The following is a 24,864-nucleotide window of genomic DNA, read 5'->3' as shown; positions in this document are numbered from 1 at the left end:
CGACCTTAGCGCGGGAATTCGGTTGTCCACAGGCCCCCACAGCGCAAGCCGTGGCCAGTAATGTCGGCGTTCATGGAGCAGAGGCATCTCGGCCGCACCGGCCTGCGCGTGTCCCGCATCGGTCTCGGCACCCTGACCTGGGGCCGGGACACGGACGAGCATGACGCCGCGGACCTCTTGAAGACCTTCTGGGAAGCGGGCGGGACCCTCGTCGACACGGCGGACGTGTACGGGGACGGCGAGGCCGAGTACCTGCTCGGTCGGCTCATGGAGGGCCTGGTGCCGCGCCGGGACCTGGTGATCTCGACCAAGGCGGGCAGCGTGCCGGATCCCGACCGCCGCTTCGACGGCTCGCGCGCCCACCTGCTCTCCGCGCTGGACGCCTCGCTGGCCCGCCTGGGCACGGACCACGTCGATGTCTGGCATCTGCACGCCTTTGATCCGGACACGCCCCTGGAGGAGACGCTGCACGCGCTGGACGTGGCGGTGAGCAGCGGCCGCGCCCGGTACGCGGGCGTGTCGAACTTCTGCGGCTGGCAGCTGGCCAAGGCGGCGACCTGGCAGCTGGCGGCGCCGGGCGTGCGCAACCGGCTCGCGAGTACGCAGATGGAGTACTCGCTGCTCCAGCGCGGCATCGAGCGCGAGGTGCTGCCGGCCGCCCTGGACCTGGGCATCGGACTGCTCCCCTCCTCGCCGCTGGGCCGCGGGGTCCTCACCGGCAAGTACCGCAAGGACGCGACGCCGTCGGACTCGCGGGGCGCCTCGGAGCACCTGGCCCCCTTCGTCGCCCCCTACCTCGACGACACGGCCGGCCACATCGTGGACGCGGTGGCGACGGCGGCGGACGGGCTCGCGGTGACGCCGCTCCAGGTGGCGCTGGCGTGGGTGCGGGACCGGCCAGGGGTGGTCGCCCCGATCGTCGGCGCGCGCAACGCGCAGCAGCTCACGGCGGCGTTGTCAGTGGAGACCCTTAGTCTTCCTGACGAGATCTGCCGGGCGCTCGACGATGTGTCGGCGCCCGTGCACCGCTATCCCGATCACGACTGGAGCACGCTGTGAGCACGGAGCCCGAGCCCACCTCCGAGGACCCCACGGCCGCCGTGGACGCCGGGCCGGAGACGCCGGGCACGGCGGACCCGACCGGGCGGCCCGGCGGCGAGAGCTCGGACGACGCCGGTTCGGGCGACCGGAGTGAGGCCGTCACCGGCGTGCAGGCCGCCGAGGCGGCCCGGCCGGACGGCGAAGAGTCCGCCACCGGGGCGGCGGACACCGGGGAGGCCGGGCAGCCGTCGGAGTCCGGTGACGCCGGTGGCGCGGACGCCTCCGGGGCGCCGAACGGAGCCGTGGACGGAGCGACCGACGGCGACGGGGAGGCCGCTCGGGCCTCCGAGGCCGAGGCCGAGCTGGCGGCCCAGCGGATCGAGCGGGAACGGATCGCGCGGCGGAAGGCCGAGAAGCAGGCGCCGATCGACGCCGGGACCAAGCTCAGCGGCACGGCGGCCGACCTGCTCGCCGCCGTTCGGGCCGTGGAGAGCGGCGAGAAGCCCGCGGCCACGGTCTTCGGCGAGCCCGCTCCCGCACCGCGCCGGCCCGCCCCCGAGTCACAGCCGCGGCCCCGGCCGGTGCAGGCCGAGCAGGTCACCGGGCCCGCTGCTCCCGCGCCGGAGGCCGTCCAGGCCGTGCGGCGGGTACTGGCCGAGGGCGGCGCCCCCGAGGCGCTCGCACCGCAGACTGCGGCACTGCTCGGCGAGGGTGCGCAGGACGCGCTGCGCGCGGACCCCTGGCAGCTGCTGCGGGTCGGCGGGGTGCGGCCGGAGCAAGCCGACGGGTTCGCCCGGGCGCTGCTCGGCGCGGCCTGCGGCCCGGACGACGAGCGCCGCGGCCGTGCGGTCACCGTGTGGCTGCTGGAGCAGGCGGCCCTGGCCGGGCACACGGCCCTGGAGCTGCCGCGGCTGACGGCCACGCTGGCCCAGCGCGGCGTGCCGGACCCGGACGCCGCCGTGCAGAGCACGCTCGCCGAGGGCGAGGCGCTGGCCTTCCAGGACCCGCTGGACGAGCCCGGCGCCCGCCCGGGAACCGCACCGGGCGGGTCCGGGACCGACGGCCCCGGTGCGGCGGACGCGCCGGACGAGGACGAGGAGCGTCCGGTCCGGGTGCTGATCGGTCTCGAGCGGTTCGCGCTCGCCGAGGAGAGCCTCGCGGACGGCCTGGCACGGCTGGTCAACTCCGCGCCCAAGGAGGACGGTTCCGCCGCGGACTGGGAGCGGGCCGCCGACGCGGCGCAGGGTGCCGCCGCCGACCTCGTCCGCGCCGTCGCGGGGCACGGACTGGTCCTGCACACCGGCGGCGAGGCGTCCCTGGCCGAGCAGGCCGCCCTGCTGCGCGCCGCCCACGCGCTCGGCCTGCGCGCCTGGGCCGCCGCGCCCGGTCCGCTCGGCCGCGACCGCTTCGCCGCCCACCTGGGCGACGGCGCCCCCTCCGCACCCCACGGTCCGGACCCGGCCGCGCCCGCCCCGGAGGGCTCCGACCCCGCCGGTCCCGCCCCCGCCGTCACGGTGGCCGGACTGCTGGCCGGCACCGAGGGACCGGGGCGGGACGCCGACGGCGCGCTGGCCCTCGATCTGCTCGTCGTGCTCGACGCGCCGCAGCTGGACGTCGAGGCCGGCGCCCTGCTGGTGGAGTCCCTGCCGGACGGGGCGCGGCTGGTGCTGGCCGGCGACCCGGCGGTGCTGTGGTCCGTCGGACCGGGACGGGTCTTCGCGGACCTGCTGGCGGCGCGGGCCTGCCCGCAGATCGCCTCCCGGCGCCCGGACCCCGGCCCGCTCGGCGAACTGGTCTCCGGCATCGGCATCGGTGAACTCGGCCAGGTGGAGGCCCCCGGCAAGGAGGTCGTGATCGTGCCGGTGCGGGACGCCGGCGAGGCCGTGCACCGCACCGTCCAGCTCGTCGCGGACTCCGTACCGCGTGCGATCGGCGTGCCCGTCGAGGACACGCAGGTGATCACGCCGGGCCACGGCGGCGCGGCGGGCACCCGGGCGCTCAACGCGGCACTGAAGCAGCGGTTGAATCCCGGCCCCGGCCGCTTCGGCGGCTTCGACCCCGGCGACCGCGTCGTCTACTCCCCCGTGCCGGGACGTACGCTGCCGGGCCGGGTGGTGAAGGCCGACGCCGACGGGCTGCACCTGTCGTGCGCGGGTGAGTCCGTGGTCGTACCGCAGGAGCGGGTGGAGCGGTCCGTAGGGCACGGCTGGGCGCTGACCGCGCACCAGGCGGTGGGCGGGCGGTGGCCCGCGGTGGTCGTGGTCCTGCCGGGCGACGCCGTGCAGGCGCTCAGCCGCCCCTGGATCTACACGGCGTTCGGCCGGGCCGCCCGTCATCTGTCGGTGGTGCAGGGCGTGGAGCAGGCGCTGCCCCGCGCCGTGGCCGAGGTCCCGGCCAAGCCGCGCACGACCCGGCTGCCGGTGCTGCTCGCGCCGCAGGTTCCGGTGGCCGGCTGACCCGGTCGAGCAGGACGGCGGCGGCGGTCGACGGGGGTGCCCGTCGACCGCCGCCGCCGTCCCGGGCCGCCTACTCGCGGCTCACGGCCCTCGGCGATCCACCTCCGGCCGCTCGGTCTCGCCGTCCTCGTCCGTGTCGAGGTCGCCGTCGACGTCCCCGTCCAGATCGGTGTCGAGTTCTTCCTCCTCGTCCTCGAGGTCGTCGTCGAACTCGTCGTCGAAGACCGCGCTGACGTCGAACCGGCAGACCACCCGTTGCGGGTCGACCTGTTCGAACGGGGCTTCCAGCCACTCCCCCGGTTCCGCCGGCTCGTCCGAGGCCGTCACCCAGAGCGTGGAGTCACCTTCCTCCAGGCCGAACTCCTTGTGCCGGGAGGCGATCTCCTCCGGCTCGAACTCGCCGAACAGGAGGCCCAGCGCCCCGTGCACCGTGCCGGAGGCCGCCACGCCCTCTCCCTCGTCGTCCGCCGCCTCGACCCGCCGCGCCTGGGCCATCAGCCGCTGCGGCTCGGCCACGACGTAGTCACGGCGGATCAGGACGCTGAGCGCGCTCGGTTCCTCGGGTCCGTCGTACGGCGGCAGGGAGTCGTCGGCGGCGGGAACCTCGAAGGGGGTGACCTCGTCGTAACGGTCGTAGAGCAGTTCGTCGTACGCCTCCGCGGCCGCGGCCAGTTGGTTGAACGCGTCGTAGACGGCCGGGTCGTCCTCCCCCGACCGGCGTTCGACCGCGGCCAAGTGGCGGTCGAGCGCGGTCTTGACCGCCTCGGCGGCGGCGCGTACCTCGGCAGCGGTGGGCTGCGCAGCATCAGACATAGTGCAGACGCTATCCGTACCGGGCCCCAGCCCGCACAATAGATTCGATGCCGGAATACGAATTTGTCGACGTGTACGTGCCGCGCGGGGTTTCCCGCAAGGAGACTGCGCGTCTGCTGACCGACCACGCCGAGTACGGACACTGGGAGTTGTACCGCCTGAGCCTGCTGCGTGACGGCAGCCGCAAGGTGCGGCTGCGGCGGCGGATCATCCGCCAGGTACGCGCCACCTGGTGAGCCGGGGGACCGGGCTCGACCGGGCGCGGGTGACGGAGACGGAGCGGGCCCCGCCGTGCGGGGCCCGCCGTGCGTGCGGGCCACCCGGCCCCGCAGTCACGGTCCGCGTCCGCGTCACGCCGAGGCGCGCGCCTTGCGGTACAGCACCGTGCCCGCGAGCAGCGCACCCGCGCCCACCGGGAGGGCCAGGCCGAGCGGCAGATCACTGCCGGTCTCGGCGAGCTGCGCGTCGCCCTGCGGCTGGGCGACGGTCTGGGTGCCCGGCTGGTTGCCGTCCGAGGACCCACCGGGAGTGTCTTCGCCCGGGTCACTGGGATCGCCCGGGTCACCCGGATCACCGGGGTCACCCGGATCACCCGGGTCACCCGGGTCCCCAGGGTCGCCCGGCTCCCCGGGCGGTGTCTCATCGCCCCCGCCGGGCGGCGTGGAGTGATCTCCGCCACCCCCGTTGCCGCAGTCGTTGCCGGTCGTCGGGTTGAGGGCGCCGACGACGTCGACGCTGTTGCCGCACACGTTCACCGGCACGTGGACCGGCACCTGCACGGTGTTGCCGGAGCCGACGCCCGGCGAGTCGGTGGCGTGCCCGTCGGCGTGCGAGCCCCCGTGCGCGCCTGACTGGTCCTTGGAGTCGCCGTACCCGCCGGAGGCCCCGCCGCCCTGGTTGGCGCACGAGTTGCCCATCGCCGGGTTGAGGATGCCGACGACGTCGACCGTGTTGCCGCACACGTTCACCGGCACGTGCACCGGCGCCTGCACGGTGTTGCCGGACAGCACGCCGGGCGAACCCGAACTGGAGCCGTGCGCCCCCGAGTCCGCGTGGGCGGTGCCGCCCGCGGCGGCGATCACACCGGTGGCCGCCGCCATAGTCATCAGGCCCTTGCGGGTGACCTGTCGCATTTCCTGAATCCCTGCCTTGCCCTAGTCCCGTGACACCGAGAATGCCGAGAATTCCGCCGTTGCCGTGCTTCCCGTCCCCGAGAATCTCTCAAAGACCGTCGGCCCCGGAGCGCATGGCGCGCGCTCCGGGGCCGACGGACTCAGACCCTCATGGGGTGAGGCACGACGTCACTTGTTGATGCAGACGTTGCCGAAGGCGGGGTTCAGCAGGCCGATCACGGAGACCGTGTTGCCGCAGACGTTCACCGGGACGTGAACGGGCACCTGAACGACGTTGCCGGAGAGGACGCCGGGCGAGTGCACGGCGGCACCCTGGGCACCGGAGTCGGCGACGGCCATGCCGGCACCAGCGAGAACCAGACCACCGGTGGCGGCAGCGGCGGCGACGACCTTCTTGAGCATTATTCCTCCTAGTTGGCAAAAGCGATCCAGGTTGCTGATCGCATCACCTGTAACGAGGAGGGAGTAATGAGGCTACGAGCCTATGAGCGTATTCACCCTTCCCGGTCCAGTTCCGCACGCGCGACCGAATAGATCGCGAATACAAGCGAACAGCGCTCAGGACGCGTCGATGAAGCGGTCGAGCACCCGCACGCCGAACTGCAGTCCCTCCACCGGCACCCGCTCGTCCACCCCGTGGAACATGCCCGCGAAGTCCAGCTCCGGCGGCAGCTTGAGCGGCGCGAAGCCGAAGCAGCGGATGCCGAGGTCGTCGAAGGACTTGGCGTCGGTGCCGCCGGAAAGCATGTAGGGCACCGCGCGCGCGATCGGGTCCTCGGCGCGCAGGGCGGTCTGCATGGCGTCGACGAGCCGGCCGTCGAAGTCGGTCTCCAGCGCCTTGTCGGCGTGCACGTCCTCGCGCCGCACGCGCGGGCCGAGGATGCGGTCGAGGTCGGCGAGGAACTCCTCCTCGTAGCCGGGCAGGAAGCGGCCGTCGACGTGCGCGGTGGCATGGCCGGGGATGACGTTGACCTTGTAGCCGGCGCCGAGCTGGGTGGGCGCCGCCGAGTTGCGCAGGGTCGTGCCGATCATCCGGGCGATGCCGCCGAGCTTGGCGAGGGTCTCCTCCATGTTCTCGGGGTCGAGTTCGGTACCGAGCGCGTCGGACAGTTCGTCGAGGAAGGCCCGTACGGTCTTGGTGACCCTGACCGGCCACTTGTGCCGGCCGAGCCGCGCCACGGCCTCGCACAGCTCGGTGATCGCGTTGTCGTCGTTGGTCATCGAGCCGTGGCCGGCCGTGCCGTCGACGGTGAGCCGCATCCAGTGCATGCCCTTCTCGGCGGTCTCGACGAGGTAGAGCCGCAGCTTCTCGTTGACGGTGAACGAGAAGCCGCCGACCTCGCCGATCGCCTCGCTGACGCCCTCGAACAGCTCCGGGTGCTTGCGCACCAGGTGCTTGGCGCCGTAGGTCCCGCCGGCCTCCTCGTCGGCGAGGAAGGCGAGCACGATGTCGCGCGGGGGCTTGCGTCCGGTGCGCAGCCGGTCGCGGACGACCGCGAGGGTCATCGCGTCCATGTCCTTCATGTCGACGGCCCCGCGCCCCCACACGCACCCGTCGGCGATCTCGCCGGAGAAGGGGTGGTGGGTCCAGTCGTCCGCGTTGGCCGGGACGACGTCGGTGTGGCCGTGGATGAGCAGCGCGGGCCGGGACGGGTCCTCGCCCTCGATGCGGGCCACCGTGGAGGCGCGTCCGGGGTGCGATTCGAAGATCTGCGGTTCGAGCCCCACCTCGGCGAGCTTCTCGGCGACGTACTCGGCCGCCTTGCGCTCACCGGGACCCGAGTGGTCGCCGTAGTTGCTGGTGTCGATCCGGATCAGCTCGCGGCAGAGGTCGACGACCTCGTCCTCGCCGGTGACGCTCCTGGCCGTGCCCGAGTCGCTCACGTGCTTCCTCCCGCGGTCGCTGCTGAAGTCACTGCTGGTGTCAGTGCTGGTCGGTCCCCCTCATCCTCCCCCTCCCGCCGTCCGCGCCCAAGGAGGGGGTGATCGGCCACCCCGGAAAGCCTGGTAATGTTTACGTCGTCGCCGCGGGCAACACCCCGCACGACAGACACCTTGTCCGGGTGGCGGAATGGCAGACGCGCTAGCTTGAGGTGCTAGTGCCCTTTATCGGGCGTGGGGGTTCAAGTCCCCCCTCGGACACCAGTTGAGACCCCTGCCGAGCAGGGGTCTTCTGCTTTTCCCGGCGATGCGCGCAGCGGGCACAATGGCCGCCATGACCACACCTTCCTGCCCGTGCGGCCTGTCCGAGCCCTACGAGAAGTGCTGCGGGCGTTTCCACGCGGGAACGGCGTCCGCGCCGACCGCCGAGGCCCTGATGCGCTCCCGCTACAGCGCCTTCGTGAAGGGCGACGCGGGATACCTCCTGCGGACCTGGCACCCGAGGACCCGGCCGGCCCGGCTGGACCTGGACCCGGGAATGCGCTGGACGGGGCTGGAGATCCTGGACACGACCGACGGCTCCGCCTTCCACGCCACCGGGACGGTCACCTTCCGCGCCTCCTACCGCGGCGGCTCGCTGCACGAGCGGAGCCGCTTCGAGCGCGTCGACGGGGCGTGGGTGTACGTGGACGGGGAGTTCCTCGCGTAGTCCCTTCGCACAGCTCCTCGCACAGTCCCGTCAGGGCGCCAGGATGTCCAGCTCGTGCAGCGCCCCCACCGTGATCTCCCGGGTCAGCCGCTCGGCGCGCTCGGCGTCCCGGGCGCGGACCGCCTCGGCGACCTGGACGTGCAGGGTGACGGCGGCCGGGTCGGGGTCCTCGAACATCACGTCGTGGTGCGTGCGGCCGGCCAGCACCTCGGCGACGACGCCGCCGAGGCGGGCGAACATCTCGTTGCCGGAGGCGGTCAGGATGACGCGGTGGAAGGCCACGTCGTGGAAGAGGTACCCCTCGAGCAGGTGACCTCGTGAGTTGGCGACCATGCCCAGCGCGCATTCGGTCAGCTCGGCGCACTGCTCCGGCGTGGCGAGCCGCGCGGCGAGGCCCGCGGCCACCGGCTCGACCGCTGACCGCAGCACGGTCAGAGAGCGCAGTTGCCGAGGGCGCTCGGAGCCGGCCAGGCGCCAGCGGATGACCTGCGGGTCGTAGACGTTCCACTCGCATTCGGGCAGGACGGTCACGCCCACGCGGCGGCGGGACTCGACCAGGTGCATGGACTCCAGCACCCGCACGGCCTCGCGCATCACCGAGCGCGACACCTCGAAACGCTGTGCGAGTTCATCCGTGCGCAGAACGCTGCCCGCAGGGTACTCGCCCGCTGTGATCGCGGGGCCGAGGGTGTCCAGTACGCGGCCGTGCAGCCCCCGGCCCGGTGTGCTCATGCACTCAGAGTACGGGGCAGATCACGGGAACAAAAAGTCAGACTTATATGTCACAGCCTCTTGAATTCGTCGTACCTAATGAGTTTCAGTTACGTCGACATCACGTGTCGACGAAGACAGCAGACAGCGAGAGTGCGATGCAGCAACTGCACACCCCCCACGTAGTCGTGGTCATGGGCGTGGCGGGCACCGGGAAGACCACCATCGGTCCCCTGCTCGCGGCCCGGCTCGGCGTTCCCTACGCCGAGGGCGACGACTTCCACCCGCCGGCCAACATCGCCAAGATGACGGCCGGCACCCCGCTCACCGACGAGGACCGGTGGCCGTGGCTGGACGCCATCGGCGGCTGGGCGCACGGGCGGGCGGGCCTCGGCGGGGTGGTGAGCAGTTCGGCGCTGAAGCGGTCGTACCGCGACCGGCTGCGTGCGGCAGCTCCCGGTGTCGTCTTCGTGCACCTCTCGGGCAGCCGCGAGCTGATCGAGGACCGGATGTCGCACCGGCAGGGCCACTTCATGCCGACGGCCCTGCTCGACTCCCAGTTCGCCACGCTCCAGCCCCTGGAGACGGACGAGGCGGGAGTCGCCGTGGACGTCGCCGGCACCCCGGAGGAGATCACCGAACGGGCCGTGCGGGCCCTGGAGGACCTCCCCCACCCGGCCGAGTAACCCCCACTCCCCCCGGGGTCGTGCCGCCACCCGCGGACACGGCCCCGGCACCTTCCCCCGAATCCCCATCACCGCAAGGAAAACACCGTGACCAGACTCAGCGTCGAGATGCTGGCAGCGGACACCGTCGAGCCCATCACCTCGGCCGGCCACGCCCAGCTGGGCATCGCCGTGCTCCTGGGCATCGCCGTCATCGTTCTGCTCATCACCAAGTTCAAGCTGCATGCCTTCCTGTCGCTGACCATCGGGTCACTGGCGCTCGGCGCGTTCGCCGGGGCGCCGCTGGACAAGGTCATCACCAGCTTCACCGCCGGGCTCGGCTCCACCGTCGCGGGCGTCGGCGTCCTGATCGCCCTCGGTGCGATCCTCGGCAAGATGCTCGCCGACTCCGGCGGCGCCGACCAGATCGTGGACACCATCCTCGCCAAGGCGACCCCCCGGTCGATGCCGTGGACGATGGTGCTGATCGCCTCCGTGATCGGTCTGCCGCTCTTCTTCGAGGTCGGCATCGTGCTGCTGATCCCGGTCGTCCTGATGGTCGCCAAGCGCGGCAACTACTCCCTGATGCGCATCGGCATCCCGGCCCTCGCGGGTCTGTCCGTGATGCACGGTCTGGTCCCGCCGCACCCCGGTCCGCTGGTCGCGATCGACGCGGTCGGCGCCAACCTCGGTGTGACGCTCGCGCTGGGCGTTCTGATCGCCATCCCGACGGTGATCATCGCCGGTCCGGTGTTCTCGAAGTACGCGGCCCGCTGGGTGGACGTCCCGGCCCCCGACCGCATGATCCCGCAGCGCGCCTCCGAGGAGCTGGAGAAGCGTCCCGGCTTCGGCGCCACCCTGACGACGATCCTGCTGCCGGTCGTGCTGATGCTGGCCAAGGCGCTCGTCGACATCGTCATCGACGACCCGGACAACGTGGTGCAGCGCGCCTTCGACGTCATCGGCAACCCGCTGATCGCCCTGCTCGCCGCCGTGATCGTCGGCATCTTCACGCTGCTGCGCCCGGCCGGCTTCGGCAAGGACCGCCTCTCCGGCCTGGTCGAGAAGGGCCTCGCGCCCATCGCGGGCATCCTGCTGATCGTCGGCGCGGGCGGCGGCTTCAAGCAGACGCTGATCGACTCCGGCGTCGGCCAGATGATCCTGGAGATCTCCGAGGACTGGTCGATCCCGGCCCTGCTGCTGGCCTGGCTGATCGCGGTGGCGATCCGGCTGGCGACCGGTTCGGCGACCGTGGCGACCGTCTCGGCGGCCGGTCTGGTGGCGCCGCTGGCGGCCGACATGTCGACGACCCACGCGGCACTGCTGGTCCTGGCGATCGGCGCCGGTTCGCTCTTCTTCAGCCACGTCAACGACGCCGGTTTCTGGCTGGTGAAGGAGTACTTCGGCCTGAACGTCGGCCAGACCATCAAGACCTGGTCCGTCATGGAGACGATCATCTCGGTGGTCGCCGGCGCCCTGGTCCTGCTCCTCTCACTGGTCATTTAGGGGCACGACGATGACGGCTCACCCTCTCTTCGACATCGGCGGGCGCACCGCCCTGGTGACCGGTTCCAGCCGGGGCATCGGGCTGGCGCTGGCCCGGGGCCTGGCGGAGGCCGGCTGCCGGGTGGTCCTCAACGGACGCGACGCCGACCGCCTCGCCAAGGCCGCCGCGGACCTGCCCGGCGACGTCGGCACGGCCGTGTTCGACGTGACCGACGGTCCGTCCGTGGCGGCCGGGATCGCGGACGTCGAGGAGCGGGTGGGCCCGCTCGACATCCTGGTGAACAACGCGGGCATGCAACTGCGGGCGCCGCTGCTGGAGTTCGCCGACGCCGACTGGCACCGCATCCTGGACACCAATCTCACCAGCGCCTTCCTGGTGGGCCGGGAGGCGGCGCGCCGGATGACGGAACGCGGCCACGGCAAGATCGTCAACATCTGTTCGCTGCAGAGCGAGGTGGTCCGCCCGGGCATCGCGCCCTACGCGGCCGCCAAGGGCGCGCTGAAGATGCTCACCAAGGGCATGTGCGCCGACTGGGGCCCGCACGGCGTCCAGGTCAACGGCCTCGGTCCGGGCTACATCGAGACGGAGCTGACCCGGCCCCTGGTCGAGGACGGGGAGTTCAGCGCCTGGGTGCGCCGGCGGACCCCGGCCGGCCGCTGGGGCCGTACCGAGGATCTGGTGGGCGGGCTGCTGTTCCTCGCCTCACCGGCCGCGGACTTCGTCGGCGGGCAGATCCTGTACGTCGACGGCGGCATGACGAGCGTCCTTTGAATTCTCACCCTCGTGAACGAGGGGGATTCCTGGCTCAGGCTGCCTGGCGGAACAGCGTCCCGCCAGGTCTTGCGCCATCAGCACCAGCCGGGTTGAGACCAGCCCGGGCCGGCATCACTTCGCTTCTCGGCTCCGTGGCAGCTTTGCGGACGCTCCTCGTCCCAGGAGACCGGACACGGCGACGAGGTGAGGCTCAGGAGGAAGCCGCCTTGTCCAGCTGGAACGCCTCGTTGCCCTGGCCGATACGGGCGTGCCGCTCGGGTGCCCGCGCGCGCAGCACCAGGCCCTGCACGAGCCCGCCGGCCGCGGCGAGGGCGATGATGCCGGGCAGCACCCAGCTCAGCGAGGAGCCGGGGCCGGCGCCGACGAGGACGTCGAAGTCCTTGACCGTGTAGCCGGCGATGACCAGCAGGGCGACGCCCGCGACGGTGGACGTCGCGATCCGCACGCCCTGGGTGCCGGCGGCGCCGCGCCGGACGAAGAAGGCGACGACGGAGAACGACGCGGCGGCCATGAGCACGATCACGCCGAGGGCCCCGATGTTGCCGCCCCAGGTGAACAGGTGCAGCACGGGCTGGGTCGGGTCGCCGTTCGGCTTGTCGTCGGCGACGGCGAAGCCGATGACGACGACGGCGGACACGGCGGTCTGGAGCAGCGACCCGGTGCCCGGGGCGCCGCTGGAGCCGCTGGTCCGCCCGAAGGCGGCGGGCAGCAGCCCCTCGCGCCCCATGGCGAAGGCGTACCGGGCGACGACGTTGTGGAAGCTGAGCAGCGCGGCGAACATGCCGGTCACGAACAGCACGTGCAGTACGTCGGTGAAGGCACCGCCGAGCCGCGACTCGGTGAGGAAGAACAGCAGCCCGGCGCTCTGCTCCTGGGCGGTCCCGACGATGTTGTCCGGCCCGGTGGCGACGGTCAGGGCCCAGCTGCTGAGCGCGAAGAAGACCGCGACCCCGCCCACCGCCAGGAACATGACACGCGGAACGAGCACGTGCGGCCGGCTGGTCTCCTCGGCGTACACGGGCGCCTGCTCGAAGCCGAGGAAGGCGGCGATGCAGAAGCACAGCGCGGTTCCCACGCCCGCCCCCGTCAGGGTGTCCGGGTCGAAGGCGTGCAGCGACAGCCCCTGCGCGCCGGGATCGGCGACGGCGGCGATGTCGAAGACGACGACGAGCACGACCTCGATGAGCAGCAGTACGCCCAGCACGCGCGCGTTGACGTCGATCTTCAGCCAGCCCAGGGCGCCCACGGCGAGCAGGGCCGCCAGCGCCGGTATCCACCAGGCGACGTCCAGGTCGGCGTAGGTGGCGAGGAGCGTGGAGACCTCGAAGCCGAAGATGCCGTAGATGCCGACCTGGAGGGCGTTGTAGGCGACCAGCGCGACCAGGGCGGCGCTCGCGCCCGCGGTGCCGCCGAGTCCGCGGGAGATGTACGCGTAGAAGGCACCGGCGTTGTGCACGTGCCGGCTCATCTCGGCGTAGCCGACGCTGAAGAGGACGAGCACCACGCCCAGCACCACGAAGAGCAGCGGCTGCCCGACGATGCCCATCACGGCGAACGTCGTCGGCATCACCCCGGCGACCACCATCAGCGGCGCGGTGGAGGCCAGCACGGAGAGCAGCAGACCGCCCGTGCCCAGCCGGTCGGCGCGCAGCGCCCGCTCCTGCCCCTTGAAGGTGCTGATGGAGCCACCGCCGCTCGTGCTCGAACTGCCCGTGGTCCTGGAACTGCCCGTGGTCATCGGGGGCCGACCTTCTCTCGTCTTCGTGGCGGATGTCAGACCGTGCCGAGCGCGTGCGCGCGGGCGGCACGGAAGGCGGAGTGCGGATCGCGGTCCGGGTAGGACCAGGGGGCGGGCGTGGCGTGCTCGCCGATGCGGTGGAACAGGGCGGCGGCCTCGGCTCCGCGGCCCTCGCAGGACTTGGCGTGGGCGAGGAAGTTGAGGTCGATCAGCCGCCGCGGATGGCCGTCCTGCTCCCACTCCAGCCACCAGTCGAAGGCCGCCTTCATCACCAGTCGGGCCCGGCGGCCGACCCAGTGCCCGGAGGCGTTGGGGTCGGCGGACTCGTGCCCGGCCGCGGCCAGCACGCGGTAGCGCTCGGCGTGCGCGACCACCGGGAGGATGGCGAGCGGGGAGTCGGCGGGGGCCTGTTCCGCCGCCCAGGCGGCGAAGTCGTACACCTCGTGCAGCGGATCGGCCCCCCGGCCACCACCCCGCTCGGCGAGCCGGGCCACGACCAGGTGGTGGGCGTGGTGATGGTCCGCGTACCGCCCGCGCACCGCGTCGAACACCCGGACGACGTCGTCGTCGGCGCCCAGCGACCGCTCCAGCATGAGGAGCCCGAGCCAGGGCGTGGGGTCGTCCGGCAGCAGCCGTGCGGCGTCCTGGCAGGCCTCCCGCCCCCGGGCCGGCTTCTCCTTGCCGCGCAGGACGCGGTGGACCAGGGCCAGGGCGAGCAGCACCGAGGCGTCGGCGGAGTCGGGCTCGGCGAGCAGCCACTCGCGGGCCCAGGCGGCGCAGTAGGGCTCCTTGGCGAGGACCGTCACCCGGTGCCCCCGCCGGTCCCAGTCGTCACCCGTGTGGACCAGGAGGGACCGGGCGGACTGCCACCGGCCCTGCGCCAGGGCCGCGCGGGCGGCGACGAGTTCGGCGTCGTCGAGGGCCTCGTCGAAGGCCTGGGCGGCGCGTCTGCGGCCGCGGCCGAGGGGAGGCGGAGGTGGGGACACCGCGGGTTCTTCCTCACGCGACGCGCTGGGTCGTCGTAGCCGGTTTGCCATGAACTGATCACGGACAGCAAACCGGCAGCCAAGGCTTGACGTCAAGGCCGGAGCCCGCGTTACACGCGTCAACTCACTTGTAGAAAACGCAACTTGATCAGCGCGCTCCCCGTATGCGTCACCCACCCGGCACGTCCCCGTCCCCGGCAATAGAGTCGGCCCCGACGCACCCGTGACCCGACGACGACGATCGAGGTACGCAGCGTGTCGGTTCTGGTTCTCGTCCTCGCCGTGAGCGCCGCCTGCTGCCTGGGCTTCGGTTTCGTCCTCCAGCAGAACGCGGCCCAGCGCGCCCCACTGGGCGACTTCCTCTCCCCCCGCCTCCTGCTGGACCTGGTACGCGTTCCCCGCTGGCTGGCCGGCATGGGCCTGATGGTGGCCGGCATGGCGCTGGGCGCGGTCGCACTCGGCGGCGGCGAACTGACCCTCGTGGAACCCCTCCTGGCGACGAACCTGCTCTTCGCCCTCGCCCTCTCCCGCGCCCAGACCCGCCGGCCGCTGGGCCGCCAGGGCTGGGCCGGCCTCACCCTGCTGGCCGGCGGGGTCACGGCATTCATCGTCGCGGGCGAGCCGCGGGGCGGCAGCGCGGTGACCTCGCCACTGCGGCACTGGCTGCTCATCGGCGTCATGCTGGGCCTGGCGGTACTCCTGACGGCATGCGCCGGACGCGCCCGCCTGACCTGGGGCCCGACCCTGCTCGCGCTGGCCGCCGGCCTGGTCTACGGGGTGCAGGACGCGCTGACCCGGATCAGCGGCCGGCGCTTCACCTCGGGCGGCCTGGCGGAACTGCTGACCGGCTGGCAGCCGTACGCGGTCGTGGTGCTCGGCATCACCGGCCTGATCCTGGTCCAGAGCGCCTTCGAGACGGCACCGCTGCGCAGGTCGTTGCCGGCCCTGACGGCGGCCCAGCCGCTCGCCGGCATCGTCTGCGGCGTCGGTTTCCTCGGCGACCGGCTGCGCACCGACACCGCGGCGCTGGCCTGGGAGGCGGGCGGCCTCACGGCGGTGGTGACGGGCATCGTCCTGCTCGGCCTCCACCCCGCGATGCCGCAGGGCACGGGCGAGAGCGGCCGCGAACGGGCCCTGGAACGGCGCTGACCGCCCGTCCTGCTTGGATGGGCGGCATGAGCGCTGCTGACGAGATCCTGGACATCGTCGACGAGAACGACCACGTCGTGGGACAGGCCCGCCGGGGCGACGCCTACGCACGGGGACTGCGCCACCGCTGCGCCTTCGTGCTGGCCCGCGACCCCCAGGGCCGCGTCTTCGTCCACCGTCGCACGGCGACGAAGCAGGTCTTCCCCTCGCTGTACGACATGTTCGTCGGCGGGGTGGTGGGCACGGGCGAGTCCTACGACGACGCGGCACTGCGGGAGGCGCAGGAGGAACTGGGGGTGACCGGGCTGCCGCGCCCGTCGTTCCTCTTCAATTTCCTGTACGACGACGGCGCCGGGCGGACCTGGTGGTCGGCGGTGTACGAGGTGCGCTGCGAAGGTCCGGTCGCTCCGCAGGTGGAGGAGGTGGCGTGGCACGGGTTCCTCACGGAGGCGGAGGTGGAGGAGCGGCTCGGGGAGTGGGAGTGGGTGCCGGACGGGTTGGCGGCGTACGCGCGGCTGCGGGGCCTGTCGGCCGGGTGAGCGGGGGGAACTCGGCCCGGCGTTGCGTTTCCTCCTTACCCGGCGTGGGTGTGGTCGTCGGGGGTGGGTCGCGCGGCCCGGCGCTGACGGGGTGCCGCCTGCGCCCACCCGTGCCGCCCTGGGGGTACCTCCCAGGCCGTTCAGGCACTGGGGGAGGCACGACTGCCCGCAGCTGGGCGGGACGGCGGCCCGTAGCTGGGGCGGGGCGACGGCCCGTAACTGGGCGGGATGGCGTGGCACCACCCGCCCGCGCGCCCCGCGTGGGCGGTCAGCCGCGTACGGCGGGAAGGGGACGTGTCGGGGGGTGTCCGCCCGCAGCGGTTGGCGCGTCCGCGCCGTTCAGCCCCGTAGCCGACCTATTTCGCGCCGTTCCGAGGACGGACACCCCCCGGCGCGGCCCCGACCCACCCACAACCGAACGCGCTACCCGCACCCCCACCGAACCCGCAGCGGCGCCGCAGGCATCCGCACCCGCTCAACCGCCGGAGGCAACCCTCCCGATAGGGTCCCCGCGTGATCGATTTCGTGCGGAACATCCGGCTCTGGTTCGCGCCCGAGGAGGTTCGGCAGGAGGGCGGCACCCCCGACTACCGGTTCTCGCTCGCCAACGAACGCACCTTCCTGGCCTGGTTGCGCACCGCCCTCGCCCTCATCGGCGGCGGTTTCGCCGTCGACCAGTTCCTGCCCGACCTGCGCTGGGGCTGGCGGGTGGGTCTCGCCCTCGCCCTGCTCGCCGCCGGCGTCCTGTGCTCGCTGCGCGCCGTGAACCACTGGGTGCGCTGCGAACGCGCCATGCGCCGCGGCGAGGACCTCCCCGTCTCCCGCTTCCCGGCCCTCCTCAGCCTGGTCGTCGCCGTCGTCGCGGTCGCGATGGTCCTCGTGGTCCTCGTCGGCTGGGAAGGCTGACCGTGAGCGTCGACCGCGACCCCGGTCTCCAGCCCGAACGCACCCGCCTCGCCTGGCGCCGCACCACCCTCTCCGGCACCGTCGTCGCCGTACTCGCCGCGAAGACCGCGCTGCACGGCGGCGTGACCTCCGCCTCGGTCGTCGCCACCGCCCTGTGCGCCGTCCTCTGGCTGGGCTTCCTGCGCATCGCCCACAACCGCATCCGCACCCTCTCCGCGACGCCCAGGCCACGCGCCCTGCCCCCGCCGTATGCCACGGCGGCGGCCCTGTGCACGGTGGCACTCGCGCTGTGCGGCGCACTTCTCGTCCTGTAGTTCCTCTAGTTCCTCTAGTTCCTCCAGCCCGGGGTACCTGGACACCAACACGAGCAGAATGTCCCGATATGACCACCTAAGGTGAGCTCCATGACCACTCTCCACCAGGAACACACCGCCCACGACCACGCCCACGGCCCGGACTGCGGGCACACCGAGGTCCCGCACGGCGACCACGTCGACTACGCCCACGACGGACACCTGCACCGCGCGCACGGCAGCCACTGGGACGAGTGCGAGCCCGCCGGGCACACCGCGCACGGGAGCCACGAGCACCGGCACGGCGAGAACTGCGGGCACGCGCGCGTGCCCCACGGCGACCACGTCGACTACCTCCACGACGGCCACCGTCACGCCGCCCACGAAGGCCACTGGGACGACCACTAGAGGCACCGGCGCTCACGCATCGGGGCCCCGTGGCCCCGATCACGTTCCGCTCCCCCTCTGGACGCCATACCGACCGGTCGGCATCATGAGTCGGGTACTGTCACCTGCCAGTAGGAGCGACGAATGAGCCCCGACCACCCGCCCGGACTCGATCTCGACCGGTTGCGCGGCCTGCTCGACCGCGAGCGTCCCGGACTGGTGACCGGCCCGCTGTCCGGCCGGCTGATCGAGGGCGGACGGTCGAACCTCACGTACGCGGTTACGGACGGTACCGCGCGCTGGGTCGTGAGACGACCCCCGCTGGGCCATGTCCTGGCCACCGCCCACGACATGAAGCGCGAACACCGCGTGATCAGCGCCCTGCACCCCACCGACGTACCGGTACCGCGCCCGGTCCTGCTCTGCGAGGACGAGGAGGTCCTCGGGGCGCCGTTCTACGTCATGGAGTTCGTGGAGGGCACCCCGTACCGCACCGCGGAACAGCTCGCCCCGCTCGGCCCCGAGCGCACCCGGGCCGCCGTGCTGAACCTCGTCGACACGCTCGTCGGCCTGCACGCGGTGGACCCCGCGGAGGCGGGCCTCGCGGACTTCGGCCGCCCCGAGGGCTTCCTGGACCGCCAGCTGCGCCGCTGGGCCAAGCAGCTGGACGCCTCCCGCAACCGCGACCTGGCCGGCATCGACGAACTGCACGCCACCCTCGGCCGGGAACTGCCCCGCTCCCCCGCCCCCACCGTCGTCCACGGCGACTACCGCCTCGACAACGTCCTGATCGGCGGGGACAACGACGAGATCCGGGCGATCCTCGACTGGGAGATGTCCACCCTCGGCGACCCGCTCACCGACCTCGGCCTGCTGGCGATGTACAGCAGCCCGCTCGGCATGCCCGACTCCCCCGTCTCCACCACGGCGCAGGCCCCCGGCCACCCCGCTCCCGCCGAGCTGATCGAGCGGTACGCAGCGCGCTCGGGGCGCGACGTGTCCGCCGTCGCCTGGTACACGGCGTTCGCCTGGTTCAAGCTCGCCGTGATCCTGGAGGGCATCCACTACCGCTACACGCTGGGCCAGACGGTCGGCCGCGGCTTCGACCGCATCGGCGACCTCGTCCCCGTCTTCATCGAGCACGGCCTGACCACCCTTCAGGAGGGCTGACCCCGCCATGGACTTCGCGTACGACGCACGCACCGAGGAACTCCGCGCCAAGCTGCTCGCCTTCATGGACGAGTACGTCTACCCGGCCGAGCAGGTGGCCCACGAGCAGCGCGCCCGCCTGGCCTCCCCGTGGGACACCCCGCAGGTCGTCGAGGACCTGAAGGCCGAGGCCCGCCGCCAGGGCCTGTGGAACCTCTTCCTCCCCGACGCCGAGCACGGCGCCGGCCTCACCAACCTCCAGTACGCCCCGCTCGCCGAGATCACCGGCCGCAGCCCGCAGCTGGCGCCGACGGCGACGAACTGCGCGGCCCCGGACACCGGCAACATGGAGGTGCTGGCCCAGTTCGCCGACGAGGCACAGCGGAAGCAGTGGCTGGAGCCGCTGCTCGCCGGTGAGATCCGCTCGGCGTTCGCGATGACCGAGCCGGACGTGGCCTCCTCCGACGCCACGAACATCACCACGCACATCGAGCGCGACGGCGACGAGTACGTCGTCACGGGCCGCAAGTGGTACATCTCCGGGGCGATGAACCCGGACTGCAAGATCTTCATCGTGATGGGCAAGACGGACCCGGACGGCGCCGACATCCGCCGCCAGCAGTCCATGGTGCTGGTGCCCCGCGACACGCCCGGCGTGACCGTCAACCGCGCGATGCAGGTATTCGGCTACGAGGACCACTACCACGGGGGCCACGCCGAGGTGACCTTCGACCACGCGCGCGTGCCGGTGTCGAACCTGATCGGCGAGGAGGGCGGCGGTTTCGCCATCGCCCAGGCGCGTCTCGGTCCGGGCCGCATCCACCACTGCATGCGGCTGATCGGCATGGCCGAGCGCGCGATCGAGCTGATGTGCCGCCGCGCGGTGTCCCGCGAGGCCTTCGGCAAGGCGCTGGCCCAGCAGGGCGTGGTCCACAACTGGATCGCGGACGCCCGGGTCACCGTCGAGCAGCTGCGGCTGCTGGTGCTCAAGACCGCCTGGCTGATGGACACCGTCGGCAACAAGGGTGCCCACACCGAGATCCAGGCCATCAAGATCGCCACGCCCCGCGCGGTGGTCGACATCATCGACCGGGCGATCCAGCTGCACGGCGCGGGCGGCGTGAGCCAGGACTTCCCGCTGGCCGAGCTGTACGCGGGCGCGCGGACGCTGATGATCGCCGACGGTCCGGACGAGGTGCACCAGCGCTCGCTGGCGCGGCGGGAGATCAAGAAGTATCTCTGAGCTGCGCTCCCCTCAGCAGGGGCGCTGTGCCGGGGGGACACTGAAGCCTGTGTTCCCCGTCCGTGTGCCGGCCTGGCGCCCCGGCCGGGGGGTCCGGACTTCCGCGCGGGGACCGGTGCGTGGAGATCCGGCAGCCGGAGCCGGGCCGGACCGTCGTCCTGGCCGGGCGTGGGCCGCGGCCGCGCAACCCCGCGGCGGCGGCCCTCGCCGATCACCTCACAGGGCGCCTCCCGGGACGTCTCCGGGGACGCCTCAGGGACGCAGCGCCCGCAGCAGCAGGTCCGCCAGGTGGTCGGCGACCTCCTGGGGGCTGAGCGGGCCGTCGGGGCGGTACCAGGTGGACAGGTGGTGCACGGAGCCGAAGTGGTAGTCCACCACCAGGTCGGCCGGGGTCTCCTTGGTGAAGACGTCGGCCCGCTGGCCCTCCTCGATGAGCGCGCGGAAGCGTTCGTGGTAGCGCCGGCGCTCGGCGCGCACCTGCTTGTTCTTCTCCGGGCTCAGCTGGTGCATGGAGCGGAAGAAGATCGACGCGTCGTCGAGGTTGTCGATGGTGGTGACGACGACGTCGGCCGCCGCCTCGCGCACCCGCTTCTCGACCGGCTCGTCGGAGTCCGCGTAGGCGTCCAGGCGTTCCTGCTGGAGGCGCAGCACGCGCGCGTAGACCTCGTGCAGGAGGTCGTCCTTGGAGCCGAAGTAATGGTAGAGGGCGCCCTTGGTGACGCCGGCCGCCTCCACGATCTCCTGGACCGAGGTGCGGTCGTAGCCCTGCTCCGCGAAGAGCCGGGTGGCGGCGGCCAGGAGCCGCTGCGGCACCGGAGTGCCGTCCCCGTCCGTGGTCCTGGGCACTGCCGTCACCTGCCTTTCCTGTTCAGCGGCCGTTCAGTGGCCGTTCCTGTTCGTCCTGTCGCGTACGGGAACGCAGTTCCCGACGGAGGATCTTCCCACTCGCCGTCTTCGGCAGTTCGGGCAGGATCTCCACCTGACGCGGGTATTTGTAGGCGGCCAGTCTCTCCTCGCAGTACGCGGCGAGGGCTTCCGGGTCCGTGTCGGCGCCCGGACGGAGGCTGATGTACGCCTTGACGGTCTCCCCGCGGTACCCGTCGGGCACCCCGACGACCGCGGCCTCGCGCACCGCCGGGTGGGTGTAGAGGACGTCCTCGACCTCGCGGGGCCAGACCTTGAAGCCGGAGGCGTTGATCATGTCCTTCTTGCGGTCGACGACGTAGAGCCACCCCTGGGCGTCCATGAAGCCGATGTCGCCGGTGCGCAGCTCACCGCCGGGGAACGTCTCGGCGGTCGCGTCGGGGCGGCGCCAGTAGCCGGGGACGACCTGCGGGCCGCTGACGACGATCTCGCCCTGTTCCCCGAAGGGCACTTCCGCGCCCTGGTCGTCGACGATCCGGACGACGCTCTCGGGGCCGGGCACGCCGACGGCGAGGGCCCCGGAGACCGGGTCGACGGGTGCCTCCAGGTGCGGCGGGACCGAGGCGCAGGGCGCCGTGCACTCGGTGAGCCCGTAGCCGTTGCGGATGTACGGCCCGAAACCCGCGCGGAACTTCTCCACCAGGGCGGGCGGCAGCGGCGCGCCGCCGGAGGAGATGTTCGCGAAGGAGGCGAAGTGCTCGCGGGTGACGGACGGGTGGGCGGCCAGGGCCATGAAGGCGGTGGACGGGCCGACCGTGTAGTGCGGCCGGTACTCGGCGAACGCGTCCAGCACGACGCCCGCCTCGAAGCGGTACGCCAGGACGAGCGTGCCCGTGCTGTTCAGGCAGGCGCCGAGCTCGCAGACCATGCCGGTGATGTGGAACAGCGGCGCCAGCGCGAAGTAGACCGGTGCCTCGGGCAGGCCGAGGCCGGTGCGCTGGCGTTCCGCGTTGTACATGATGTTGCGGTGCGTGTTGGTGGCGCCCTTGGGGGTGCCGCTGGTGCCGGAGGTGTAGCTGATGAGCGCGGTGTCGCCCGGCTCCGGGTCGCGTCCGGCCGGGGCCTTGTGCCCGGCGCGGGCCGCCTCGGTGAGGTCGTCGGCGTCGGGGGCGGCCGGCAGTCGCTCGAAAGTGAGCACGCGCGCGTCCTGGCGGCTCTGAAAGTCCAGCTCGCACCCGGTGAGCACGATCCGCACCGGCGAGTCGGCCGCCGTCTCGCGCAGGTACGACTCCCAGGCCCGGTCGGAGCAGATCAGCGCGGCCACCTCGCCGTCCCGCAGGACGTGGCCGACCTCCCCCGCCTTGTACATCGGGTTGACCGGCACGACCACCGCGCCCGCCTTCCAGGCCCCGAGCACGGCGAGCACGAAGTGCGGCGAGTTCTGCAGCAGGACCGCGACCCGCTCCCCGCGCTCCAACCCCCGCGCGGCGAGGTGCCCGGCGACGGAGTCGCTGAGCTCGTCCACCTCACGGTAGGTGAGGCGGCCGTCGAAGTAGGCGAGGAAGGCGCGGTCGGGTGCCTCGGCGGCCGCCCGGCGCAGGGCGTGCACCAGGGAGGCGTCCGGGTCCAGCGGCGCCTTCTGGACGTCGGTCAGCAGGCCCAGCCAGGGCTTGGCGGCGTAACGGGAGCCGGTCATCGGGCCGTCGCCTCCTCCCACTGCCGCTGGAGCCGGTTCATGCCGCGCAGCCAGCGGTCGGGCTCGGCGGCGCGGGCCTGGTAGTACTCGGCGACCTCGGGGTGCGGGAGGATCAGGAAGCGGTCCTCCTCGATGCCCTTGAAGAGGGCGTCCGCGACGTCCTGCGGTTCGATGGCGGTGGGCTGGAGGACCAGTTCGCCGGCGCTGCCGCTCGCGGTGAGCATGTCCGTGCGCACGCCCTGCGGGCAGATGGCGTGCACCTTGACGCCGCGGTGGCGGTACGTCAGGGACAGCCACTCGGCGAAGGCGTAGGCGCCGTGCTTGGTGACGCTGTAGGGGGCGGCGCCGATCATGGTGAGCAGGCCGGCGGCGGAGACGGTGGAGACGAAGCGGCCGCTGCCGCGCTCCAGCCAGTCGGGGATCAGTTCGTGGGCCGCGCGGACATGGGCCATGACGTTGACGTCCCAGGCGAGCGCCCAGACCGATTCGTCCGCCGCCTCCGAACCTCCCGAGGCGAGGCCCGCGTTGGCGCAGTACACGTCGACCGTGCCGCCCAGCGCCTCGCGGGCCTCACTGATGATCGCGGAGGCGTCGCCCGGGACCGCGATGCCGCCGATCTCGTCGGCGACGGCCTTCGCCCGGCCGGCGTCCAGGTCGTTGACGACGACGCGGGCACCCTCGGCGGCGAAGCGGCGGGCCAGGGCGGCGCCTATGCCGCCTCCCGCCCCGGTGACCACGACTGAGGCATCCTGCACGGCTTCCACCATCGGTCTCCTTCGACACGGCTGCGGCGCCACCTGCGTGGGCCCGGTGCAGCGCCAGACTAACCAGTCGGTATGTACGACGGAAGGGGCGAAACGCGGTCTACTCCATTCCGTACGGCCGGGAGTGCGGGTTAGCGTGCGTGCGCATGACACCCGCCGCGATCACGGAGGTCACCGCATGACGCTGTCCAGACGGTCCCTGCTCGCCACCACGGCCGCGGTCGCGGCCACCACGGCGGCCACCACGGCCGCCGCGACCGGCACGGCACAGGCGGCGCCGGAGGGCCACGGCGGCCGCCGGCTGCGCACCGGCTTCGAGCGCCTCGCCGACGACGGCTACGCCCCGCTCGACGGACAGCGGGTCGGCGTCGTCACCAACCCGACCGGCATCACCAGGGACGTACGCCACATCGTCGACGTCATGCACGCCGACGACCGCGTGGACCTCATCGCCGTCTTCGGCCCCGAGCACGGTTTCCGGGGCACCGCGCAGGCGGGCGGCTCCGAAGGGCGGTACGACGACCCGGCGACCGGGCTGCCGGTCTACGACACGTACCTGAAGAGCGGGCAGCCGCTCGCGGACATCTTCACGGCGTCCGGCGTGGACACCGTCGTCTTCGACATCCAGGACGTGGGCGCGCGCTTCTACACGTACATCTGGACGCTGTTCGACTGCATGGAGGCGGCCCGGCTCGCCGGGAAGCGGTTCGTGGTCCTGGACCGGCCGAACCCGGTGACCGGACGGGCGGCCCTCGGCCCCGTCCTGCACGAGGAGTTCGCGACCTTCGTCGGCCGCAAGCCCATCGCGCAGGCGCACGGCATGACGGTCGCCGAGCTGGCCCGGCTCTTCAACGGCGAGTTCCTGCGGTCGCCGGTGCCGCTGGAGACCGTGACGATGTCCGGCTGGAAGCGCTCGGAGTTCTACGACGCCTCCGGGCTGCCGTGGGTGCCGCCGAGCCCGAACATGCCGACGCCGGAGTGCGCGCTGGTGTACTCGGGGACGTGTCTGTTCGAGGGCACGAACCTGTCGGAGGGGCGCGGCACCACCCGTCCCTTCGAGCTGCTCGGCGCGGAGGGCATCGACGGGAGCTGGGCCGCCGCCGCCAACGAGCTGGAGCTCCCCGGTGTGCGCTTCCGGGAGGCGTACTTCGCGCCCACCTTCTCCAAGTTCCAGGGGAAGACCGTCGGTGGCGTGCAGCTCCACGTGCACGACCGGGCCGCCTTCGACCCGGTGCGCACCGGGATCGCGCTCCTGGTGACCGCCAGGCGGAGCTGGGACGGCTTCGCCTGGCGGCCGGACAACTGGATCGACAAGCTCACCGGCTCCACACAGGTGCGCACGATGATCGACGCGGGCGCGGACGCCGACGAGGTGGTGGACGGCTGGGAGCGGGAACTGGCGGCGTTCCGCAGGACGCGCCGCCAGTACCTCCTCTACAGGTGACCGTGGAACCAGCCGG

At 72.6% G+C, this 24,864-nt stretch carries 25 protein-coding genes and 1 tRNA gene; 16 read left to right on the top strand and 10 right to left on the bottom strand.

All coding sequences use genetic code 11. From position 1 onward, the window contains the following. Positions 1–72: 72 nt before the first annotated feature. Positions 73–1,059 (top strand): aldo/keto reductase, encoded by a 987-nt coding sequence (locus KUM03_RS14345; protein ID WP_217248237.1) that lies wholly within the window; start codon positions 73–75, stop codon positions 1,057–1,059. Then, positions 1,056–3,497: a helix-hairpin-helix domain-containing protein gene (locus KUM03_RS14340; protein WP_217248235.1), complete on the top strand. Its 2,442-nt coding sequence runs from the start codon at positions 1,056–1,058 to the stop codon at positions 3,495–3,497. The genes KUM03_RS14345 and KUM03_RS14340 overlap by 4 nt, the downstream gene beginning before the upstream one ends. Positions 3,498–3,578: 81 nt before the next feature. Here the strand turns inward: KUM03_RS14340 and KUM03_RS14335 are convergent, their stop codons facing one another. Next, positions 3,579–4,310 (bottom strand): hypothetical protein, encoded by a 732-nt coding sequence (locus tag KUM03_RS14335; protein WP_217248233.1) that lies wholly within the window; start codon positions 4,308–4,310, stop codon positions 3,579–3,581. Positions 4,311–4,357: 47 nt separating this feature from the next. Here KUM03_RS14335 and KUM03_RS14330 point away from each other — a divergent pair, with 47 nt between their 5' ends. Next, on the top strand, positions 4,358–4,546 hold the full coding sequence (locus KUM03_RS14330) for a DUF5703 family protein (RefSeq protein WP_003989151.1): 189 nt from the start codon (positions 4,358–4,360) through the stop codon (positions 4,544–4,546). Between the two features lie 114 nt (positions 4,547–4,660). Here KUM03_RS14330 and KUM03_RS14325 read toward each other — a convergent pair whose 3' ends face one another. The 3 genes from KUM03_RS14325 to KUM03_RS14315 all read right to left on the bottom strand — a co-directional run bounded on the left by KUM03_RS14325 (position 4,661) and on the right by KUM03_RS14315 (position 7,327). Then, entirely contained in the window at positions 4,661–5,443 is a 783-nt protein-coding gene (locus KUM03_RS14325) for a chaplin (RefSeq protein WP_217248231.1), read from the bottom strand. A 168-nt stretch (positions 5,444–5,611) separates the two neighbouring features. Then, the gene (chpH, locus tag KUM03_RS14320; protein ID WP_055416097.1) at positions 5,612–5,845 is read right to left on the bottom strand and encodes a chaplin ChpH; all 234 of its coding nucleotides are present in this window, start codon (positions 5,843–5,845) and stop codon (positions 5,612–5,614) included. 156 nt (positions 5,846–6,001) lie between these two features. Continuing rightward, positions 6,002–7,327 carry a M20/M25/M40 family metallo-hydrolase gene (locus tag KUM03_RS14315; protein WP_217248228.1) on the bottom strand — a complete coding sequence of 442 codons (1,326 nt, stop codon included), beginning with the start codon at positions 7,325–7,327 and terminating at the stop codon, positions 6,002–6,004. A 173-nt stretch (positions 7,328–7,500) separates the two neighbouring features. Between KUM03_RS14315 and KUM03_RS14310 the strand changes: the two genes are divergently transcribed. Both KUM03_RS14310 and KUM03_RS14305 read left to right on the top strand, forming a co-directional pair. Continuing rightward, a tRNA-Leu gene (locus KUM03_RS14310) sits at positions 7,501–7,588 on the top strand. A 70-nt stretch (positions 7,589–7,658) separates the two neighbouring features. Then, a complete protein-coding gene (locus tag KUM03_RS14305) occupies positions 7,659–8,033 on the top strand; it encodes a YchJ family protein (RefSeq protein ID WP_217248220.1) in 375 nt (124 codons plus the stop codon). A gap of 30 nt (positions 8,034–8,063) precedes the next feature. On the opposite strand, the gene KUM03_RS14300 is transcribed toward KUM03_RS14305, so the two are convergent. Next, the gene (locus KUM03_RS14300; protein WP_217248218.1) at positions 8,064–8,765 is read right to left on the bottom strand and encodes a FadR/GntR family transcriptional regulator; all 702 of its coding nucleotides are present in this window, start codon (positions 8,763–8,765) and stop codon (positions 8,064–8,066) included. 137 nt (positions 8,766–8,902) lie between these two features. On the opposite strand from KUM03_RS14300, the gene KUM03_RS14295 reads away from it, so the two are divergent. The 3 genes from KUM03_RS14295 (at position 8,903) to KUM03_RS14285 (ending at position 11,687) form a co-directional block, all read left to right on the top strand. Further along, on the top strand, positions 8,903–9,430 hold the full coding sequence (locus tag KUM03_RS14295; RefSeq protein ID WP_217248209.1) for a gluconokinase: 528 nt from the start codon (positions 8,903–8,905) through the stop codon (positions 9,428–9,430). Positions 9,431–9,517: 87 nt separating this feature from the next. After that, the gene (locus KUM03_RS14290) at positions 9,518–10,915 is read left to right on the top strand and encodes a GntP family permease (protein WP_217248195.1); all 1,398 of its coding nucleotides are present in this window, start codon (positions 9,518–9,520) and stop codon (positions 10,913–10,915) included. Positions 10,916–10,925: 10 nt separating this feature from the next. After that, a complete protein-coding gene (locus KUM03_RS14285; protein WP_217248188.1) occupies positions 10,926–11,687 on the top strand; it encodes an SDR family oxidoreductase in 762 nt (253 codons plus the stop codon). Positions 11,688–11,880: 193 nt separating this feature from the next. Here KUM03_RS14285 and KUM03_RS14280 read toward each other — a convergent pair whose 3' ends face one another. Beyond that, on the bottom strand, positions 11,881–13,428 hold the full coding sequence (locus tag KUM03_RS14280; protein WP_217248180.1) for an APC family permease: 1,548 nt from the start codon (positions 13,426–13,428) through the stop codon (positions 11,881–11,883). Between the two features lie 35 nt (positions 13,429–13,463). Next, entirely contained in the window at positions 13,464–14,414 is a 951-nt protein-coding gene (locus KUM03_RS14275) for a hypothetical protein (protein WP_217248178.1), read from the bottom strand. 255 nt (positions 14,415–14,669) lie between these two features. Between KUM03_RS14275 and KUM03_RS14270 the strand changes: the two genes are divergently transcribed. The 7 genes from KUM03_RS14270 to KUM03_RS14240 all read left to right on the top strand — a co-directional run bounded on the left by KUM03_RS14270 (position 14,670) and on the right by KUM03_RS14240 (position 20,080). Next, positions 14,670–15,563, top strand: coding sequence for a DMT family transporter (locus tag KUM03_RS14270; protein ID WP_217248176.1), 894 nt, complete (start codon positions 14,670–14,672; stop codon positions 15,561–15,563). Between the two features lie 26 nt (positions 15,564–15,589). Next, the gene (locus tag KUM03_RS14265; RefSeq protein WP_217248174.1) at positions 15,590–16,102 is read left to right on the top strand and encodes an NUDIX hydrolase; all 513 of its coding nucleotides are present in this window, start codon (positions 15,590–15,592) and stop codon (positions 16,100–16,102) included. Positions 16,103–16,615: 513 nt separating this feature from the next. After that, a complete protein-coding gene (locus KUM03_RS14260) occupies positions 16,616–17,008 on the top strand; it encodes a DUF202 domain-containing protein (RefSeq protein WP_217248172.1) in 393 nt (130 codons plus the stop codon). A 2-nt stretch (positions 17,009–17,010) separates the two neighbouring features. After that, positions 17,011–17,322, top strand: coding sequence for a DUF202 domain-containing protein (locus tag KUM03_RS14255; RefSeq protein ID WP_217248169.1), 312 nt, complete (start codon positions 17,011–17,013; stop codon positions 17,320–17,322). 90 nt (positions 17,323–17,412) lie between these two features. Beyond that, positions 17,413–17,709 (top strand): hypothetical protein, encoded by a 297-nt coding sequence (locus tag KUM03_RS14250; protein WP_217248168.1) that lies wholly within the window; start codon positions 17,413–17,415, stop codon positions 17,707–17,709. 123 nt (positions 17,710–17,832) lie between these two features. Then, positions 17,833–18,858 (top strand): phosphotransferase family protein, encoded by a 1,026-nt coding sequence (locus tag KUM03_RS14245; protein WP_217248166.1) that lies wholly within the window; start codon positions 17,833–17,835, stop codon positions 18,856–18,858. Between the two features lie 7 nt (positions 18,859–18,865). After that, a complete protein-coding gene (locus KUM03_RS14240; RefSeq protein ID WP_217248164.1) occupies positions 18,866–20,080 on the top strand; it encodes an acyl-CoA dehydrogenase in 1,215 nt (404 codons plus the stop codon). A gap of 252 nt (positions 20,081–20,332) precedes the next feature. Here the strand turns inward: KUM03_RS14240 and KUM03_RS14235 are convergent, their stop codons facing one another. From KUM03_RS14235 to KUM03_RS14225, 3 genes are read right to left on the bottom strand one after another with little or no spacing between them, the layout of a single operon-like run. Next, positions 20,333–20,926 (bottom strand): TetR/AcrR family transcriptional regulator, encoded by a 594-nt coding sequence (locus tag KUM03_RS14235; protein ID WP_217248162.1) that lies wholly within the window; start codon positions 20,924–20,926, stop codon positions 20,333–20,335. A gap of 22 nt (positions 20,927–20,948) precedes the next feature. Continuing rightward, positions 20,949–22,640: a class I adenylate-forming enzyme family protein gene (locus KUM03_RS14230; protein ID WP_217248161.1), complete on the bottom strand. Its 1,692-nt coding sequence runs from the start codon at positions 22,638–22,640 to the stop codon at positions 20,949–20,951. Beyond that, positions 22,637–23,407, bottom strand: coding sequence for an SDR family oxidoreductase (locus KUM03_RS14225; RefSeq protein WP_217248159.1), 771 nt, complete (start codon positions 23,405–23,407; stop codon positions 22,637–22,639). The genes KUM03_RS14230 and KUM03_RS14225 overlap by 4 nt, the downstream gene beginning before the upstream one ends. Positions 23,408–23,582: 175 nt before the next feature. Between KUM03_RS14225 and KUM03_RS14220 the strand changes: the two genes are divergently transcribed. After that, positions 23,583–24,848, top strand: a complete 1,266-nt coding sequence (locus tag KUM03_RS14220; RefSeq protein WP_217248157.1) for an exo-beta-N-acetylmuramidase NamZ domain-containing protein — start codon at positions 23,583–23,585, stop codon at positions 24,846–24,848. Positions 24,849–24,864: the final 16 nt, after the last annotated feature.

Origin of the sequence: Streptomyces sp. AC602_WCS936, assembly GCF_019049125.1 — a bacterium.
In the GTDB taxonomy this organism is placed as follows: domain Bacteria; phylum Actinomycetota; class Actinomycetes; order Streptomycetales; family Streptomycetaceae; genus Streptomyces.
Note: the sequence above shows the minus strand (reverse complement) of the source record. Positions and strands in the feature narration are given on the sequence as shown.

Excerpts from the sequence above, each read along its gene's own strand:
- KUM03_RS14345 (WP_217248237.1), top strand. The coding sequence starts at position 73 with ATGGAGCAGAGGCATCTCGGCCGCACCGGCCTGCGCGTGTCCCGCATC.
- KUM03_RS14335 (WP_217248233.1), bottom strand. The coding sequence starts at position 4,310 with ATGTCTGATGCTGCGCAGCCCACCGCTGCCGAGGTACGCGCCGCCGCC.
- KUM03_RS14330 (WP_003989151.1), top strand. The coding sequence starts at position 4,358 with ATGCCGGAATACGAATTTGTCGACGTGTACGTGCCGCGCGGGGTTTCC.
- KUM03_RS14325 (WP_217248231.1), bottom strand. The coding sequence starts at position 5,443 with ATGCGACAGGTCACCCGCAAGGGCCTGATGACTATGGCGGCGGCCACC.
- chpH (WP_055416097.1), bottom strand. The coding sequence starts at position 5,845 with ATGCTCAAGAAGGTCGTCGCCGCCGCTGCCGCCACCGGTGGTCTGGTT.
- KUM03_RS14305 (WP_217248220.1), top strand. The coding sequence starts at position 7,659 with ATGACCACACCTTCCTGCCCGTGCGGCCTGTCCGAGCCCTACGAGAAG.
- KUM03_RS14300 (WP_217248218.1), bottom strand. The coding sequence starts at position 8,765 with ATGAGCACACCGGGCCGGGGGCTGCACGGCCGCGTACTGGACACCCTC.
- KUM03_RS14295 (WP_217248209.1), top strand. The coding sequence starts at position 8,903 with ATGCAGCAACTGCACACCCCCCACGTAGTCGTGGTCATGGGCGTGGCG.
- KUM03_RS14285 (WP_217248188.1), top strand. The coding sequence starts at position 10,926 with ATGACGGCTCACCCTCTCTTCGACATCGGCGGGCGCACCGCCCTGGTG.
- KUM03_RS14280 (WP_217248180.1), bottom strand. The coding sequence starts at position 13,428 with ATGACCACGGGCAGTTCCAGGACCACGGGCAGTTCGAGCACGAGCGGC.
- KUM03_RS14265 (WP_217248174.1), top strand. The coding sequence starts at position 15,590 with ATGAGCGCTGCTGACGAGATCCTGGACATCGTCGACGAGAACGACCAC.
- KUM03_RS14250 (WP_217248168.1), top strand. The coding sequence starts at position 17,413 with ATGACCACTCTCCACCAGGAACACACCGCCCACGACCACGCCCACGGC.
- KUM03_RS14245 (WP_217248166.1), top strand. The coding sequence starts at position 17,833 with ATGAGCCCCGACCACCCGCCCGGACTCGATCTCGACCGGTTGCGCGGC.
- KUM03_RS14240 (WP_217248164.1), top strand. The coding sequence starts at position 18,866 with ATGGACTTCGCGTACGACGCACGCACCGAGGAACTCCGCGCCAAGCTG.
- KUM03_RS14230 (WP_217248161.1), bottom strand. The coding sequence starts at position 22,640 with ATGACCGGCTCCCGTTACGCCGCCAAGCCCTGGCTGGGCCTGCTGACC.
- KUM03_RS14225 (WP_217248159.1), bottom strand. The coding sequence starts at position 23,407 with ATGGTGGAAGCCGTGCAGGATGCCTCAGTCGTGGTCACCGGGGCGGGA.
- KUM03_RS14220 (WP_217248157.1), top strand. The coding sequence starts at position 23,583 with ATGACGCTGTCCAGACGGTCCCTGCTCGCCACCACGGCCGCGGTCGCG.